The 15,142-nt window shown below is 71.4% G+C and carries 19 protein-coding genes; 13 read left to right on the top strand and 6 right to left on the bottom strand.

All coding sequences use genetic code 11. The features are described from left to right. Positions 1-44: 44 nt before the first annotated feature. Together ACNAW0_RS24870 and ACNAW0_RS24865 are read left to right on the top strand one after the other, a co-directional pair. Positions 45-911, top strand: a complete 867-nt coding sequence (locus ACNAW0_RS24870; protein WP_416290417.1) for a MauE/DoxX family redox-associated membrane protein — start codon at positions 45-47, stop codon at positions 909-911. 157 nt (positions 912-1,068) lie between these two features. Continuing rightward, positions 1,069-1,758: a hypothetical protein gene (locus ACNAW0_RS24865; protein ID WP_416290416.1), complete on the top strand. Its 690-nt coding sequence runs from the start codon at positions 1,069-1,071 to the stop codon at positions 1,756-1,758. Between the two features lie 67 nt (positions 1,759-1,825). Here the strand turns inward: ACNAW0_RS24865 and ACNAW0_RS24860 are convergent, their stop codons facing one another. The 3 genes from ACNAW0_RS24860 to ACNAW0_RS24850 all read right to left on the bottom strand — a co-directional run bounded on the left by ACNAW0_RS24860 (position 1,826) and on the right by ACNAW0_RS24850 (position 4,722). Beyond that, complete coding sequence (locus tag ACNAW0_RS24860; RefSeq protein ID WP_416290415.1) at positions 1,826-2,986, bottom strand: PP2C family protein-serine/threonine phosphatase; 1,161 nt, start codon at positions 2,984-2,986, stop codon at positions 1,826-1,828. 143 nt (positions 2,987-3,129) lie between these two features. Further along, a complete protein-coding gene (locus tag ACNAW0_RS24855) occupies positions 3,130-3,843 on the bottom strand; it encodes an RraA family protein (RefSeq protein ID WP_416290414.1) in 714 nt (237 codons plus the stop codon). Positions 3,844-3,969: 126 nt separating this feature from the next. Beyond that, positions 3,970-4,722, bottom strand: a complete 753-nt coding sequence (locus ACNAW0_RS24850; protein ID WP_416290412.1) for a dienelactone hydrolase family protein — start codon at positions 4,720-4,722, stop codon at positions 3,970-3,972. Between the two features lie 188 nt (positions 4,723-4,910). Here ACNAW0_RS24850 and ACNAW0_RS24845 point away from each other — a divergent pair, with 188 nt between their 5' ends. From ACNAW0_RS24845 to ACNAW0_RS24830, 4 genes are all read left to right on the top strand, one after another. Continuing rightward, on the top strand, positions 4,911-5,654 hold the full coding sequence (locus ACNAW0_RS24845) for a L,D-transpeptidase family protein (RefSeq protein ID WP_416290411.1): 744 nt from the start codon (positions 4,911-4,913) through the stop codon (positions 5,652-5,654). A 64-nt stretch (positions 5,655-5,718) separates the two neighbouring features. Beyond that, positions 5,719-6,273 carry a DUF2809 domain-containing protein gene (locus ACNAW0_RS24840; RefSeq protein WP_416290410.1) on the top strand — a complete coding sequence of 185 codons (555 nt, stop codon included), beginning with the start codon at positions 5,719-5,721 and terminating at the stop codon, positions 6,271-6,273. Continuing rightward, positions 6,164-6,562 (top strand): DUF2267 domain-containing protein, encoded by a 399-nt coding sequence (locus ACNAW0_RS24835; RefSeq protein ID WP_416290409.1) that lies wholly within the window; start codon positions 6,164-6,166, stop codon positions 6,560-6,562. Before ACNAW0_RS24840 ends, ACNAW0_RS24835 begins: the two co-directional genes overlap by 110 nt. 22 nt (positions 6,563-6,584) lie before the next feature. Further along, on the top strand, positions 6,585-6,872 hold the full coding sequence (locus ACNAW0_RS24830) for a hypothetical protein (protein WP_416290408.1): 288 nt from the start codon (positions 6,585-6,587) through the stop codon (positions 6,870-6,872). 57 nt (positions 6,873-6,929) lie between these two features. Here the strand turns inward: ACNAW0_RS24830 and ACNAW0_RS24825 are convergent, their stop codons facing one another. After that, positions 6,930-8,153, bottom strand: coding sequence for a multidrug effflux MFS transporter (locus ACNAW0_RS24825; RefSeq protein WP_416290442.1), 1,224 nt, complete (start codon positions 8,151-8,153; stop codon positions 6,930-6,932). A gap of 243 nt (positions 8,154-8,396) precedes the next feature. Between ACNAW0_RS24825 and ACNAW0_RS24820 the strand changes: the two genes are divergently transcribed. Continuing rightward, positions 8,397-9,176 carry a DUF427 domain-containing protein gene (locus tag ACNAW0_RS24820; RefSeq protein ID WP_416290407.1) on the top strand — a complete coding sequence of 260 codons (780 nt, stop codon included), beginning with the start codon at positions 8,397-8,399 and terminating at the stop codon, positions 9,174-9,176. 41 nt (positions 9,177-9,217) lie between these two features. Here the strand turns inward: ACNAW0_RS24820 and ACNAW0_RS24815 are convergent, their stop codons facing one another. Beyond that, positions 9,218-10,369: an RNA-guided endonuclease InsQ/TnpB family protein gene (locus tag ACNAW0_RS24815; RefSeq protein WP_416290406.1), complete on the bottom strand. Its 1,152-nt coding sequence runs from the start codon at positions 10,367-10,369 to the stop codon at positions 9,218-9,220. A 49-nt stretch (positions 10,370-10,418) separates the two neighbouring features. Between ACNAW0_RS24815 and tnpA the strand changes: the two genes are divergently transcribed. The 5 genes from tnpA to ACNAW0_RS24790 all read left to right on the top strand — a co-directional run bounded on the left by tnpA (position 10,419) and on the right by ACNAW0_RS24790 (position 13,468). Beyond that, entirely contained in the window at positions 10,419-10,823 is a 405-nt protein-coding gene (gene tnpA, locus ACNAW0_RS24810; RefSeq protein WP_416290405.1) for an IS200/IS605 family transposase, read from the top strand. Positions 10,824-11,024: 201 nt separating this feature from the next. After that, positions 11,025-11,558, top strand: a complete 534-nt coding sequence (locus tag ACNAW0_RS24805) for a SigE family RNA polymerase sigma factor (RefSeq protein ID WP_416290404.1) — start codon at positions 11,025-11,027, stop codon at positions 11,556-11,558. Further along, positions 11,551-12,393 carry a hypothetical protein gene (locus tag ACNAW0_RS24800; protein ID WP_416290403.1) on the top strand — a complete coding sequence of 281 codons (843 nt, stop codon included), beginning with the start codon at positions 11,551-11,553 and terminating at the stop codon, positions 12,391-12,393. Before ACNAW0_RS24805 ends, ACNAW0_RS24800 begins: the two co-directional genes overlap by 8 nt. Positions 12,394-12,538: 145 nt before the next feature. Continuing rightward, entirely contained in the window at positions 12,539-12,949 is a 411-nt protein-coding gene (locus tag ACNAW0_RS24795) for a VOC family protein (protein WP_416290402.1), read from the top strand. Between the two features lie 57 nt (positions 12,950-13,006). Continuing rightward, positions 13,007-13,468: a helix-turn-helix transcriptional regulator gene (locus tag ACNAW0_RS24790; protein ID WP_416290401.1), complete on the top strand. Its 462-nt coding sequence runs from the start codon at positions 13,007-13,009 to the stop codon at positions 13,466-13,468. 40 nt (positions 13,469-13,508) lie between these two features. On the opposite strand, the gene ACNAW0_RS24785 is transcribed toward ACNAW0_RS24790, so the two are convergent. Continuing rightward, positions 13,509-14,255, bottom strand: a complete 747-nt coding sequence (locus ACNAW0_RS24785; RefSeq protein WP_416290400.1) for a hypothetical protein — start codon at positions 14,253-14,255, stop codon at positions 13,509-13,511. A 376-nt stretch (positions 14,256-14,631) separates the two neighbouring features. On the opposite strand from ACNAW0_RS24785, the gene ACNAW0_RS24780 reads away from it, so the two are divergent. Next, the gene (locus tag ACNAW0_RS24780) at positions 14,632-15,132 is read left to right on the top strand and encodes a winged helix-turn-helix domain-containing protein (RefSeq protein WP_416290398.1); all 501 of its coding nucleotides are present in this window, start codon (positions 14,632-14,634) and stop codon (positions 15,130-15,132) included. The last annotated feature ends 10 nt before the right edge of the window (positions 15,133-15,142 follow it).

The raw sequence follows: 15,142 nt of genomic DNA, 5'->3' as shown, positions 1-15,142 counted from the left end.
TACCGCCCGGGCACCGCCGGCCGGACAACCCGATGGGAGAACCCATGATCGAACTGATCGCGGCGCTGCAACCGCTGGTCGTCGGTGCGGTGCTGATCTGGTCCGCGCGCGTCAAACTGTTCAGCCGGCACGCCGCAGCAGCCGCCAACCGGTCGGCACTCGTCCGGCTGCTCGGCCAACGCCGGGCGCTGCCCGCGTACCGGCTGCTCGGCGGGGTCGAGCTGACCCTCGGCGCGCTGCTCCTGCTGCCGCCCGCACTGCGGCTGGAGGCACTCGCCGCGACCATCCTGGCCGTCGGCTTCCTCGCCTACCTCCTGTACGCCCGGCGGGCCGCGCCCACCTCCGCGTGCGGCTGCCTGAGCGCCCGATCGGCCCCGGTCTCCGGCCGCAGCCTGGGCCGGGCCGCGCTGCTGGTCGTGGCGGGTGCACTGGCCGTCGCGTCTCCCGGCGGCTGGCCGGCCGCGCTCTCCGCACGGCCGATTGCCGGAACCGCCGTCCTGCTCGCCGAACTGGCGGCGGTGGTGGCGCTCTCGCCGGAACTGGACGCCGCCTGGCTGCTGCCGCTGCGCCGGCTGCGCGCCCGGCTGACCCACCCGCTGCGCGGCGGCTCCGGCGTGCCGCTGCTCGCCACCGTGCAGCAACTCCAGCTCAGTGACGCCTACCGGCGAGTCGCGCCGCTGCTGCGCTCCGATGTGCGGGAGCACTGGGACGACGGTGACTGGCGCTTCGTCGGGCACGCCGCACACTACCAGGGCCGCCCAGTGACCGCGGTGTTCGCCGTCCCACTGGCCGACCAGGAGCCCGACGCGGTGCGGGTCGCCGTGGTCGACGACGCCACCGGGCACACCCTGCTGAGCTTGGCCGGCACGGCGCCGCCCGCCGGGCCCCGACTCGCCGTCGTCCCCGCCTGACGTCGGCGGGACGACACCGCGATGGGGGATCGGCCGTCTCATCGGACCAGGCGGGCCACGTGGTCCGATGAGGCGCACCCGGCTCCGTGCCGCGGTTTCGACTCCGACCTGCCGCCGCGAGCGTGCGCTGCGGCCACCCCGGCGGTACCGTCCCGAAATGACCACGGAAACCCTGCTGCGGCGCGCGAACAACAGCACACTCGACTACTACCTGCTGCACACCGACGCGGGCAGCATGCCTGCGGCCGGGCTCGTGGTCGAGGAGTTCGTCCTGGCCGACGACTTCTCCGCGGCACGGTTGCGCAGCGCCGGCTGGACACCGGCCGACGGCGGCTGGTGGAGCTCCGCCGCGTTCGCCCGGGCGGTCCGCACGGACCGGCAGCTCCGCGCCCGCCTGGCGGCCGTCGACCGCGCCGCCGCGGAGGCCACCTACCGCCAGCTCGGCGGCGGTACGCTCCCCGACGAGCCGGCGCTACGCGACCACTTCCACGACGACGTACCGCTGTCATCCGGTACGCCACTGCGGCTGGGTGCCGGCACGGACGTCCACCGGGTACTTTTCGCCGGCGAGCTGGACGACCGCCAACTGGCCCGCCTGAGCACGCTGCTGTGGCTTAACGGCACCGCGAGCCCGACCGGGACACAGCCGGGCGTGGTCGGCAGCGGCCGGCTGCGGGTCAACGACACGAACTTCCACTGGGACATGCGGCACGTCGGCGGCACGTGGTGCCTCGACGTGACGTCGCAGCCGGCCGCCAGCAACGCGCTGCGCTGGCTGCTGCGCCAGCTCACCGGCCTGGCGCGGGGCCACGGTCTCATCCCCGCCACGGTCGACCGCCTGTCCTGATGACTGGCCATGACGGCACGGGCCCGGATGCGCCCGACTGATCCGGGGCGGCTGGCGGCGCGTCGGGTCAGCTTTCCAGCCGGCGGAGGGCCAGCAGGGCGATGTCGTCCGCCGGCGGCTCGACGTCGAGGGTCCCCATGACGGTCGCGCAGACGGTCTCGACGGGGGCCAGCGGAACGGCGGCCATCAACCGGGCGATGCCGGCGTCGAGCAGCTCACCGCGGCGTTCGACGAGCCCGTCGGTGTAAGAGACCAGAACCGCGCCGGGTGGGAGGTCGACTGTGGTGGTGTGCCGCTGCGGGTGCGGGTGCCCGGTGCCGAGTGGCGGGTCGATGTGCGCGGGAAGCATGGCGTTGGGCTGGCCGGGCACGGCCAGTACCGGGCGGGGGTGCCCGGCGAGGGAGATGCGCACGTGCGACCGGTCCGGCGAGATCATCGCGTACAGGACGGTGGTCAGGCTGCCGGCCTCGAAATGGACCACCTTCCGGTCCAGGAGAGCCAGCGCCTCCGCCGGGTCGTCGCAGACCAGCGCGTACGCCCGCAGGGCGCTGCGGATGCGGCCCATCACCACCGCGGACTGCAGCCCGTGTCCTGACACGTCACCGACGACCACGCCCAGTGAGCCGGAGGGGTGCGGGAAGACGTCGTACCAGTCACCGCCGACGCCGGAGGCGTGGCCTGGCACGTACCGGGCGGCCATCTCGAGACCGGGCACCTCGGGCAGTTCGGTGGGAATCAGGCTGCGTTGCAGGGCCAGTGTGGCGGCACGGTCCAGACTGCTCGCGCGGGCCTGGCTGACCAGGCCGACCCGGTCGGCGACCAGTTCCAGGAGACGGACGTCATCGGGGGTGAACCGACGCGGCGTGAGGCTGCCGACGTGCAGGACACCGACGAGGTCGCCGCGGACGGTGATCGGTACGCCCAGCAGGGACTGGACACCGACCTGCAGCAGGACCGGGTTGACCACCAGGTCCGCCGTGACGCGCTCGATGATCACCGGCCGCTTGCTGAGGGCGACCCGGCCGGCGAACCCTCGCCCGACGGAGACCCGGAACCGCCGGCGAACCGCCTCCTCCAGCCCCTTGGCCGCGGTGGCCACGAGCTGCCGGGCGGCTACGTCGAGCAGGAGGATGGCGGCCGTGTCGACCTCCAGCAGGTCACGTACCCGGTCGAGGAGTTCGTCGAAGAGGTCGGCGACGTCGAGTCGGGACAGCGTGGCGTCGGTCACCGACTCGATGCGGCGTAATCGCTGTTCATCTGTGCTTCCCGCGCCGACCACCCCCGGATCTTAGTTGCCTCGCTGCAACTTTTCCCGGCAGCGTCCCGTCCAGGTGCAGGTTACCGGCGGTACGGATGCCTCAGGGCTGACCCTCACTCCTCGATCGCGCCACCCACCCGGCGCAGGTGCTCCCGGAACGTCAACGCCGGCTGCTCCTCCCGAGCGGCCAGGTACGTCCCGAAGCCGACCTGCGCCCGCAGCGGCTCGCCGGTCCGGATCCGCTCGGCCTGCCGCCGCTCGACGTCCCGGATGGACTCGGCGAGGTCGAACAGCTCTCCCACCCGGACGGCCGGCACGAAGAGCACGCCGTCCTCGTCGGCCAGCGCCACGTCGTCGGGGCCGACCTGCCAGTGGCCCACCTGCGCCGAGGTCAACGCCTCGGCCGGCCGCGGGTCGAGCCGCTGCGGCCCGGTCGGCGTGGCGCCGAGGCTGAACATCGGCAGCCCGACCGCGCGGATGTCCACGGTGTCGCGATGCAGTCCCCAGACCACCACGCCGGCCAGGTCGGCCGCCTGGGCCTCCAGCACCACCAGGTCGCCGACGCATGCCTCGTCGGTGCGCCCGGCGTTGTCCACCACCAGCACGTCGCCGGGCGCGGCCCGGTCGATCGCCTCGAGGAAGATGTCGACGCTGCCGGCGTGCCGGGTCGGGCGCACCCGCCCGGCCGCCCGACCGCCGGGCACCACCGGCCCCATCCCGGGCGGGGCGCAGCGCACCGGGACGCCGGCCCGCAGGCAGGCGTCGGCGACGTGGGCGGTGGTCAGCGCGGCGAACCGCCGGCGCAGACTGCCCGGGTCGATGCTCATGCGGCGACGATAGTCAGCCGGGACAGTCCCTGGCAGGGGCCAGTTTCCGGTCCGTGGCCTGCCCGCCGGATCCGAGCCGGATGCGCGACCCGGAGCCGGGCGCGCCCGGCCGACGGCCAGCCGGGGTCAGCGGCGGAACGTCCGGTCGAGCAGGTCGAACAGGGCGGCCCAGTGCCGCTCGGCGGCCCGCTCGTCGTACACCGGCGTGTCGGACTGGGTGTAGCCGTGCGCGGCGCCGGTGTACACCTCGGAGCGGTAGGTGACGCCGGCCGCGTCCAGGGCCTTGTCCAGCGTGGCGATCTGCCCGGCGGTCATCGACGGGTCCCGGTGGGCGTGGCCGAAGTACAGCTCACCGGCGACCGAGCCGACGGCCAGGTGCGGGCTGTCCGGGGCGTCGGTGACCAACCGCCCGGCATGAAAGACCGCCGCCGCGACGATCCGATCTGGATGCGCCTCGACGGCCCGCAGCGCGTTCATTCCGCCCATGCAGTAGCCGGTGATCGCGGCCGGTCCGGACGCGACTCCCGGCTGCCGGGCCAGGAAGTCCAGGTAGGCGGCGCTGTCCCGGGCCGCCACCTCCGGGGTCAGGGCTCGCATCATCGGGCGGAGCTGTTTGAACAGCGCCCCGCGCCGGTCCGCGTCCGCCAAGGTGGACAGGTCGATCAGCGGCGCCCGGCCGGCACGGTAGAAGAGGTTCGGCACCAGCACGACGTAGCCGCGGGCGGCGATCCGTTCGGCCATCCCGGCCATCGCCGGACGCAGTCCGAACGCGTCGGTGAAGAACAGAACCGCCGGGAAGGGGCCGTCCCCGTCGGGCCGGGCAAGGTACGCGTCGGCCACGCCGTCGCCGGTCGGCACATCCACGGTCGTCGTCTGCACTGCGGAGCCCCCTCGCGCTGATCGTCTCGTCCCTGCACGCTACCGGCGGGATTGAGGCCCGGCACGCCGATCGGTCTCACGCCCCGGTCGCCCGATTCGGCGAAACCTCCACATGTGACGCCGAACGGGATCGCCGCCCTCGCCTTCGCCGACTACCGTGATGCCCACGAATACGAAAGGGAGGGACGATGTCACCCGTCTCACCACACACCACCCGCCAGCACGCCTCGCGAGCCACGCTCGGGATGGCTCTCCTCGTGGCCGCCGGACTGGCCGCCCCGGTCACCTCGGCGTCGGCGGCCGGTCCGGCCACCAGCGCCCCCACCGCCGCCCCCGTCATGACGGTCGCCGCCGCCACCAGCAGCCAGCCGGTCCTACGGCAGGGCTCTAAGGGCGCGGCGGTGACCACTCTGCAACGCCGGCTCACCGCGTTGCACTACGACGTCGGGGGCGTCGACGGGGCCTTCGGACCGTCGACGTTCCACGCGGTCGTCGCCTTCCAGAAGGTGAACGGCCTTTCCCGCGACGGCATCGTCGGGCCGCGTACCTGGGCGGCGCTCGACCGCCCGGTGGTCCCCAAGCCGAAGTACAACCACTCCGGCTACTCCGTGGAGGCCAACCTGACCAAGCAGGTGCTGTACCTGGCCCGCGGGGGCTCGGTGGTACGCATCCTCGACGCGTCCAGCGGCAAGGCCAGCACCCCGACCCCGACCGGCAACTACAAGGTGCAGCGGCGCATCGACGGCTGGCGGAAGAGCGACCTCGGCCTGCTGTGGCGGCCGAACTACTTCACGGGCGGCTACGCGGTGCACGGCGCCCCCTCGGTGCCGGCGTATCCGGCCAGCCACGGATGCGTGCGGGTGCCCGTCCCGGCCATGAACCGGCTCTGGTCGATTATCGGGGTCGGCACCCCGGTGCACATCTACCGCTGACGGTTGTCCGGCCGACGGCCCCCGGGACACCCCGGGGGCCGTCGTCGCCCGTAGCATCACCACGATGTCGATCCGGCCGATGGTGGCCCGCCTGATCCTGCTGGTGGCGGCGGGCCTGTTCCTGGCGGTGGCATTGGCCATCCGCGTCCTCGCCGACGGGCGCCTCGAGCAATACTCGGGCACCGCCCTCTACGCATCCATGGTTTATGTCGGCGTGCTGTTCCTGTGTCCGCGCCTTTCTCCGCTGCCGGCCGGGACGGCCGCCATCCTTTTCTGCTGGGCGGTGGAGTGCTTCCAGCTCACCGGTGTGCCGGCGGCGCTGTCGGCGCGGAGCCTGCTGGCCCGGCTGGTGCTGGGTGTGCAGTTCGACCCGGTCGACCTGCTCTGGTACCCGGTCGGCGTGGTGCCGCTGGTCGCGCTGCACCACCTGCTGCGTACGCGGGCCGTGCCGTTTGAGGTGGCGAAGGCGGGGAAAACGCGGGCAGCAATCCGAGAGAAGGGCCTTGCAGATGGACGACAACCAGTTCATCGGCCTGGTGGCCAAGCGTACGGGGACGTCGTCGGAGCAGGCGACCGCCCTCATCCGGGCCACGCTGACCACCTTGGCGGAGCGGATTGACGGCGGCGAGGCGCGGGACCTGGCCGGCCGGCTTCCGCGGGGTCTGCGGCCGTACGCTTTCGCCTCCGGTGAGACCGCCGAGCGGTTCGGGTGCGATGTCTTCGTCGAGCGGGTCAGCGGGCGCGCCGACATCGACGTGACGCAGGCGAAGGACGGGGTGACGGCGGTGTTCGACGTCCTCCGCGAGGCCCTTCCGCCCGACGGGTACGGCGACGTCGTCTCGCAACTGCCGGCGGAGTACGGCGAGGTCGCCGACCTGACCGCCCCGTTCGTCGAGCGAACGCGGTGAGCGGGGCCGTCGGGGGATCGCGGTGAGCACCGAGCGGGACGAGCAGGCCGATCCGTTGCGCCGGCCCCCGGAAGCCGACGCGCAGGAGCAGCGGCAGGACGAGACCGTGGTCGGCCCGCCGGACCGGGTGTCGGACGCGGTGCCGGAGGCGTCCGAGGCGGACCTGGCGGAGCAGGGCACCCTGCGACCGCCGAGCGACGATGCCGACCTGAGCAGTTCGGTGCGCGCCGACCTCACCGCGGCCGACGCGCTGGAGCAGAACCAGGAGATTCCGATCCCAGACGAGGATCGCCGGGACTACCGGCAGTAACGCCGCGTCCACCGGCCCGCCGGTCAGCTTGCTGAACGACGGGCCGGTGGAGTCGGGTCAGTGCGCGGCGACGGCGACCGCGGCTGGTTCGACCTCGGCCAGCCGCGCGGGCCGGACGACCACGAGCAGGACGGCCATCGCCGTGGCCATGCCGGCGGCGACCACCACGGCCATCGCCACGCTGCCGGTGCCAAGCACGCCGACCAGCGGCGCGGCCAGGGCTCCCACGCCGAACTGCACCGCGCCGAGCAGCGCGGCCGCGGTGCCGGCCGCCTCCCCGTGGCGCGACAGCGCCAGGGCGGGTGCGTTCGGCATGGCGAGCCCGGCCGCGGCGAGCACCACCCACAGCGCGGCCAGGACGGCGGCGAGGCCGCCGAAGCCGGTGGCGGCGACGGCGACCAGCAGGGCCCCGGCCGCGGTGCCCACGGCCAGGGCGGTGACGAGGATCCGTTGCGGCGAGTACCGGCGCAGCAGCCGCACGTTGAGCTGCGTGGCCGTGATCAGGCCGACGGCGCCGGCGCCGAAGGCGAGCCCGAACTGCTGCTCGTCGAGGCCGTACTGCTGCTGCAACACGAACGACGACCCGGCCACGTACGCGAAGAGGGCCGCCATGGCGAGCCCGGTGACCAGCACGAGGCCGACGAACGTCCGGTCGCGCAGCAGCGCGCTGTAGTCCCGCAGGGTGGCGGTCACGCCGCCGCGGCGGCGCCGCTCGGGCGGCAGGGTTTCCTGGAGTCGGAGGGCCGCGACGGTGACCAGCAGAACGCCGAAAACGGCGAGGGCGACGAACACGCCCCGCCAGTCCGACCAGCGCAGCAGTGCGCTGCCGAGGGTGGGGGCCAGGATCGGGGCCACGCCCATCACCAGCATCAGCCGGGAGAAGAGCCGGGCGAAGGCGGCACCGCTGAACAGGTCGCGGACGACCGCGGTCGCCACCACGGAGCTGGCCGCGACGCCCAGTCCCTGCAGCACGCGCAGTGCGCCGACCGTGCCGATGTTCGGGGCGATGGCGCACAACACGGACGCGACGACGTGCAGGCCGATGCCGGCGAGCAGCGGCTTGCGCCGGCCCACGGCGTCGGACAGTGGGCCGATCAACAGTTGGCCGAGGGCAAGGCCGGCGAGGGTGCCGGTCAGGGTCAGCTGGACGGCCGCCGAGGTGGTGTTCAGGTCGGTGGTGATGGCCGGGAGAGCGGGCAGGTACATGTCGATGGTCAGCGGCCCGATGGCGATCAGCGAGCCCAGCACGAGGACGAGCCGTAGCCGCTGCCGGGTGCTCATCAGGTCACCGGCGAGCCGGGGCGGCGTTGATGTTTCGATCGTTTCGACGGACGCGGTCATGAGGTCGCGCCCGTACGGGGGCGGGCGGAGAACTGTGCGGCGGTCACACCTGCCACCAAATCACCTGGCGGCTGATCTCATTCCCGTGCGGGAGGATGGTGCCTCAGCTCACACGCGCCGTGAACGCTCGGCCGCGCCGATCGTTGAACCGGTACCCGACGCGAGCCAGTGATGGAGGAGACGGTGCCGGACTATCCGAAGATGATCGCCCCGGTCGACCATATCGAGCCAGTGCCCCGTCGGGTCCGCGCGTTCCTCGCCGCCGAGCCGGTGCTGGACACCACGCGGGCCCGATACGTATGGGAATGGCCGTTCTATCCGCAGTACTACATCCCGAGCGCGGACGTGAACCGTGACCTGCTGGTCGACGAGCAGCGCACGGAGCCGTCGCGGCGCGGCACCGTACGGTTGCACGGGCTGCGGGTCGGCGAGACCACCCGCCGGACATGCGCCCGCTGGTACGGGGACGACGCGCGGCCCGGGCTGGCCGACATGATCCGGTTCGACTGGGCCGCCCTCGACGGCTGGTTCGAGGAGGACGAGGAGGTGTTCGTCCATCCCCGCAACCCGTACGCACGGGTGGACGCACTTCGGTCCTCGCGCAGCGTACGGGTGGAGCTGGACGGGACCGTCCTGGCCGAGTCGACCTCGCCGGTGCTGGTCTTCGAGACCGGCCTGCCGACCCGCTTCTACCTCGACCGCACCGACGTGAACTTCCGGCACCTCGTGCCGTCGGACACCACCACCGCCTGCCCGTACAAGGGCCGGACCACCGGCTACTGGTCCGTGCGCGTCGACGCCACGGTGCACCCGGACCTGGCCTGGTCGTACAGCTTCCCGACCGCGGCGCTCCTGCCGATCGCCGGGCTGGTCGCCTTCTACAACGAGAAGGTCGATCTGATCGTCGACGGGGAGCGGCTCCCCCGGCCGCACACCCACTTCTCGTCAACTACCCGTCCATGAATGGGCAGGTTTGCGGATCACTGTCCTCGCTGGCTGTGAGGCTAGGCCGCGTGTGGGCGATTGACTGCGCCCCAGCTCACGACACCACGCGATGCGATGTTGCGAGCCGCATTGTGGTCGGCGTGGGCAACGACCCCGCACGACCGACAGTGGAAGGTTTCCTGGTTGGGTCGGTTCCGTTTATCCCGATACCCGCACGTTGCGCAGGTTTGGGAGGTGTACCGGGGGTCGACCTGGACCAGCGGTACACCCGCCCGGCGCGCCTTGTAGATCAGGAACGCGCCGAGTTGCTGGAACGCCCACGAGTGCAGCGTGACCCGTTGGGGCTTGCGCAGCCGGACCCGGTCGCGGATCCCCGTCAGTTTCTCGACGGCAATTCCGCGGCCGGTGCGTGCAGCCTCGGTCACGATGCTCTTGGCGATGGTGTGGTTGATGTTCGCGACGTGCCGTGTTTCCTTGCGGTGGCGGCGGGCCAGGAGCCGTTTCGCCGACTTGGTGCCCTTGGCCTGCAACCGGCGCCTGAGCCGCTGCTGGCGACGCCGGTAGCCGTTGAGCTTGCTACCGGTGTAGCGGGTGTCGTCGGAGTCGTAGGCGATGTTCGCGATGCCCATGTCGACACCGAGGAATCCGTCCGGCTCGTAGACCTGCGGCACGGTCACCTCAACCGTGGCGTACAGGAACCACATGCCGTCCCGGTGCACCAGGTCGCACTCGCCGACCCGGTGAGTTGCGACGGCCTTGACCTGGTCGGCCGAGCCGGTGAACGCGACCTGTTTGAGCCGCCCGTCCACGGTCCAGATGGACACGGTACGGGCATCGTGCTGCCACGACAGCATCCTCGCGTCGTATGGCTGCGCGGCATCCCAACGGAACATGACCGGGTTGGCCTCGACCTTACGGCGGCGTCTCGATCCGGGCTTGCCGTAGTTGCCGGCCTTGAGATTGCCGGCGAGCGTCTTGTAGGAGTCGGCGACCTTCTTGATGACGTGCTGGGCGGCCTGCGCACCGAGCCCGTAGCCGTCTTTGATCCCGTGATAGGCGTGCCGGCGCAGATCGTAGTTGCGGTAGCAGCCGATCTCCCGCGCCAGCACCGCGACATCGGACGCCGCCGTGTTACAGGCACGCAGAGTCGCCTCCAACGCCGCCGCCTGCTCAGGCGTCGGCAGGAGCTTCACCTGCACCACCAACTTCACCCGAGAAACATACCAGTTGGCCTATATCCATGATGGACCCCGGATCCCAATGTCAGACCCGGCAAAAGCGTCGTCTACCACCACCTACGCGCACGCGGTCTTCACCACGAAGCATCAGCGTGGGGCACTCACCAACCCGATCCTCACCCGCTGCCAGCAGGTCATGGCCGAGGTATGCCGGGACTTCCGCGCCGAACTACGGGAGTTCAACGGCGAAGACGACCGCATGCATCTGCTCGTCCACTACCCGCCGAGCATCGCCCTGCCACGGCTGGCCAACAGCCTCAAAGGCGTCTCATCCCGATACCTGCGCCGCCAGTTCACCGGACACCCGCGCACGTACCTGTCGGGCGAGCATCTGTGGTCGCCGTCGTACTTCGCCGGGTCGCGCGGCGGCACGCCCCTGACCGTGGTCAAGGAGTACATCGAGAACCAGAAACATCCCGGCCCGTGACGGCGCTCCTCCCGGCCGTGAACGGCCAGGGTTCCCGCCTTATCAACCGCTGATCTCGGCGGGGCCACCGCGACCGGGACAGCCGTGGCGCGGGCGGTCCGCCGAGGCAACCGCAGCCCGCGGTCCGGCGTCTTCTACCATGTCAGGCCGACCGCAAGCCGGCAGTTCGGCTCGACGGAACATAACCCGGGGGATGCCATCATGCCGTACGCCGAGGTCGCCTCGTCGTCAACGGACGACGAGAGGACGTCCTTCGACGCGTTCTACCGGGCCACCCGGCAGCGGCTCTTCGAGTTCCTCTACGCCCTGACCGGTGATGCCGCCGAGGCGCAGGATGTGCTGCACGAAGCCTATGCCCGGGCGTGGCAGCGGTGGTCGACGGTGCACACGTACGAGGCCCCCGAGGCATGGGTGCGCACCGTGGCCCGACGGATCGCGGTGAGCCGGTGGCGGCGCGCCCGCAACCGGCTCGTCGCCCACCGGCGGTCCGGCCCGCCGGCCAACGTGCCCGGCCCCGACGCGGACCGGGTCGCACTCGTCGCCGCGCTCGCCCGCCTGCCGGTCGAGCAGCGGACCGCCATCGTGCTGCACCACCTCTGCGACCTGCCGGTGGCCGAGGTCGCCCGGGAGACGGACGCGCCCGAGGGCACGGTCAAGGCCCGGCTGGCCCGCGGTCGACGTGCGCTCGCCAGCCTGCTCGGCGTCGACCTGGAGGAGGAGAAGAGCGGTGTCTGACCAGTTTGATGCGCTGTTCACCAAGGTGCGCGGGGTGCAGCCGCCGGCCGTCTTCGCCCCGGCCGAGCAGGTACGCCGGCGCGGCCGGCAACGGAGCCACCGCCAGGTGCTCGGGGCGGGTGCGGGCGTGCTCGCCGTCGCGGCGGTCGCCGGGATCCTCGGCGCGGGCGTGACCGGGTCACGCCCAGATGGCGTCTCTCCCCCGGCCGCGTCGGCATCTCCCCCGGCCGCGTCGAGCCTGGCGGCCGCGTCGACGCCGGCACGCACGGCCTCGCCGGCCTCCCCCAGCCTGCCGCTCCAGCCGCGGGATCTCGGCCCGGGCAACTGGCGACGCTTCCAGGCGGAACAGATCGAGAACGCGGACCGCTGGTACTGGGGATTCTGGAACGGCATGTGCCCGGAATACCGGTCCAGGGACTTCCCGTCGCTGGCACGGCAGGACGCCTTGGAGATGGTCGCCTATCGAGCCCCCGCCCCATCCGGTAAGGGCGTCACGAGTGTGTCGCAGATCGTCGAGCGGTACGCGGCCGGCGGCGGCGGCGACAACGTGACCGACGTCCGCGCCGTCATCGACCGGTGCGGGCACCCCGGGCCCACGCCCGCGACGCCGATCGTGGAGCGGTTCGCCGTCGTGGACACCGGCTTCGCCGGCGACGAGTCCCTGCTCGTCCGGCAGGACCAGGCGACCCTGCCGTCGAGCCCGACCGGCGGCACGCATGTCGACTACATCGCCGTCGTACGGGTCGGGGATGCGGTGACCACGGTTCGGGCGTACCCGTCGGATCCCGATCGGGTGCGTGCCCTCGCCGTACGGGCGGCGGACCGGTTGGGGTGAGTTGAGCGTCCGGCCCAGTTCTGCCGATCACGGGAGACGATCTCGATCGGCACGGGACGAGGCTACCGGTGCGAGAAGAAAAGGTGGGCAGGTCGATCAGGAATCGAGAAGTGCGGGTCATGGAGCCGCACGTAGCATGATCGTCATGGACATCACCATTCACACGAGTTTCCTCCCGCATGTCGACCCGGACGCGTCCCTGGCTTTCTACCGCGACGCCCTCGGCTTCGAGGTCCGCAGCGACGTCGGCCAGGGCACGATGCGTTGGATCACGGTCGGCCCCGTCAACCAGCCCGACACGTCCATCCTCCTGGCACCGTCGGGGGCCGATCCTGGAATCACCGAGGACGAGCGCCGCACCATCGCCGAGATGATGGCCAAGGGCACCTACGGCTGGATCCTGCTGGCCACCCGGGACCTCGACGACACCTTCGAGAAGGTGCAGGCCCGCGACGCCGAGGTCGTCCAGGAGCCGACCGAGCAGCCGTACGGCATCCGCGACTGCGCCTTCCGCGATCCCGCCGGCAATCTGGTCCGTATCCAGGAGCTTCGCTGAGCCGTCCGGTCATCGATTCGGCCGGCCGCTCACGGACACCAATGAGAGGAGTTCTCCATGTGTCACCCCTCGTGGGGGCGCGCACTCGCTACGGCGCAGCACCTGACCGACCTCGCGCGACTGCGCCGGGTCCGCGACCGGATCGACCGGGAGTACGCGCAGCCGCTGAACGTCGAGGCGCTCGCCCGCGGCGCGAACATGTCCGCCGGGCACCTCAGCCGCCAGTTCCGGCTCGCCTACGGCGAGTCGCCATACGCGTACCTGATGACGCGGCGCATCGAGCGGGCGACGGCACTGCTGCGTCGTGGCGACCTCAGCGTCACCGAGGTCTGCTTCGCCGTCGGCTGCTCATCGCTGGGCACCTTCAGCACCCGCTTCACCGAGCTGGTCGGCATGCCGCCCAGCGTCTACCGGAGCCGGGCAACGGGCGCCGCGGCGGGGATGCCACCGTGTGTGGCGAAACAGGTGACCAGACCGATCAGGGGCCAAACAGTACGGGTCGTCGAGGCCTCCCGGTAGAGACAGGGGCGAACTCGGCCTGCTCGTAGCGAGGATGGAGTCAGGCCCATTCGCCGGTGAAGAGCGGGGCGACCGGGCGCTCCCGGCGCCCGATGCGCAGGTCGCCGAAGATGGTGCTGCGCTCCGCCCGCTCCACCTCCGCGTCCAGGTCGATCCGCAACTCCTCGGAGGCGTCGTGGGCCGCCCCGATGAGGACGATCTCGGTTCCCGGGTGGTCGAGGAAGTCGGGTGGGTCGAGCGGGGCGAAACGGCGACCGTGGAACGCCGACTGCAGCGCGGCGGGCAGTCGGCCCTTCCGGGGTCCGCGGAGGCCGACTCCGGGCGGGGAGGGTGCCTGCGGGTTTTTGACCGTGATGATGTAGCTCGCCTCCGGCTCGATGCTGAGGTCGTGCTGGGCCTCGCCGAGGCGCGGCGGGAGTTCGAGTTCGTACGCGAGATGGGTGTGGTCGTCGTGTCGCGCGATCACGTAGGCGCCCTCCGCCGCGGGCCGGGCGGGCGGCTGCCGGCGGTTGTCGCGGGTTCTCGTGCGGTAGCTGCGGGCCTGCAGGGCCTCGTGGAGTTGCTGGGGCCGGTCCACCACCGCGTCGACGAACGCCCAGAAACGATCGTGCACCTCAATGTCGGGCAGGCGTTTGCGCCCGACCACCAGCAGCCGCAGGTGCCGCCCGTGCCACGGGTGCAGCACCACCAACAGCCGCTGGACCTCCTCCAGTGAGTCGACGTGTTCCTCCTCGACGCGGGGTCGGTAGAGGAAGTAGATGTCGCCGTCTTCGAGCAGCTCGGCCATTTGCCCGGCGTACCCGATTTGGCCGGTGGTCAACGCCGGGTGCGTCCTGCGGCGTTCCCTACCGGGGAGTAACGGGCGAATTGAACCTTGCTCGTTACATTGATGTACAATAGTATATCAAAGTCTTGGAAGCAGCCGTGGGCCGCCGGAGAAATGCCTCACAACGACCTCACCCGGCGACTCGCCCATATACCGCAGATTCGAACAATCGAAGAGATAGAGAGCCTCTTCGCGGTCTGGTTAACACCGGACCGACTGCTCCCTGACCATCTGCAGCCATTTCTCACCAGGTTCGCCAATACCCGGGCCAAGCGGCAAATTGTTCGGCCTCACGGAGGAATGACCCTGGATCGGGTGGAACCGGAAGGAGCGGAGGATGAGGGGGATTCCGGCCGCGTCCTTGGTAATCGGCATCGCGTCCTCACCGGCCGAACGCAGCCGGCTCGCACAACTGCTCGGCGGGGTCGATGCCTTCCTGATCGTCTCCAGCGTCGATCAGGCGCGGATGTTCCTCGCGGCCGGGGCGCCGGTAGCACGGCCCGTCCAGACCGCGCTCGTCGAGGCCGAGGCGGACCTCGGTACGCAATCCACGCCCGATCTGTGCGTCGACTCTGACCGGCGAGTACTACGCTGGCTGGACCGCGAGATCGAGCTGACCCCGTTGGAACACGACCTCCTGCTGTGCCTGGTCGGCACGCCAGATCGGGTGTGGACCTACGAGCGGCTCCACCTGGAGGTCTGGGGCAACAAGCATCTCGGCCGCGGATCCGACATGCATTCGGTGGTGCGGCGGGTACGCAGCAAGCTCGCCCGGCTGGGCGCGAGCGTCGCGATCCACGCGGTCCGCGGCGTCGGCTTCCGCCTCGCTCTGGCCTGACCGTCGCGTG

The organism is Micromonospora sp. SL1-18 (assembly GCF_047921505.1).
Classification (GTDB): domain Bacteria; phylum Actinomycetota; class Actinomycetes; order Mycobacteriales; family Micromonosporaceae; genus Micromonospora.
The sequence above is the reverse complement of the archived record's forward strand: the minus strand, read 5'-3'. Positions and strand labels throughout refer to the sequence as shown.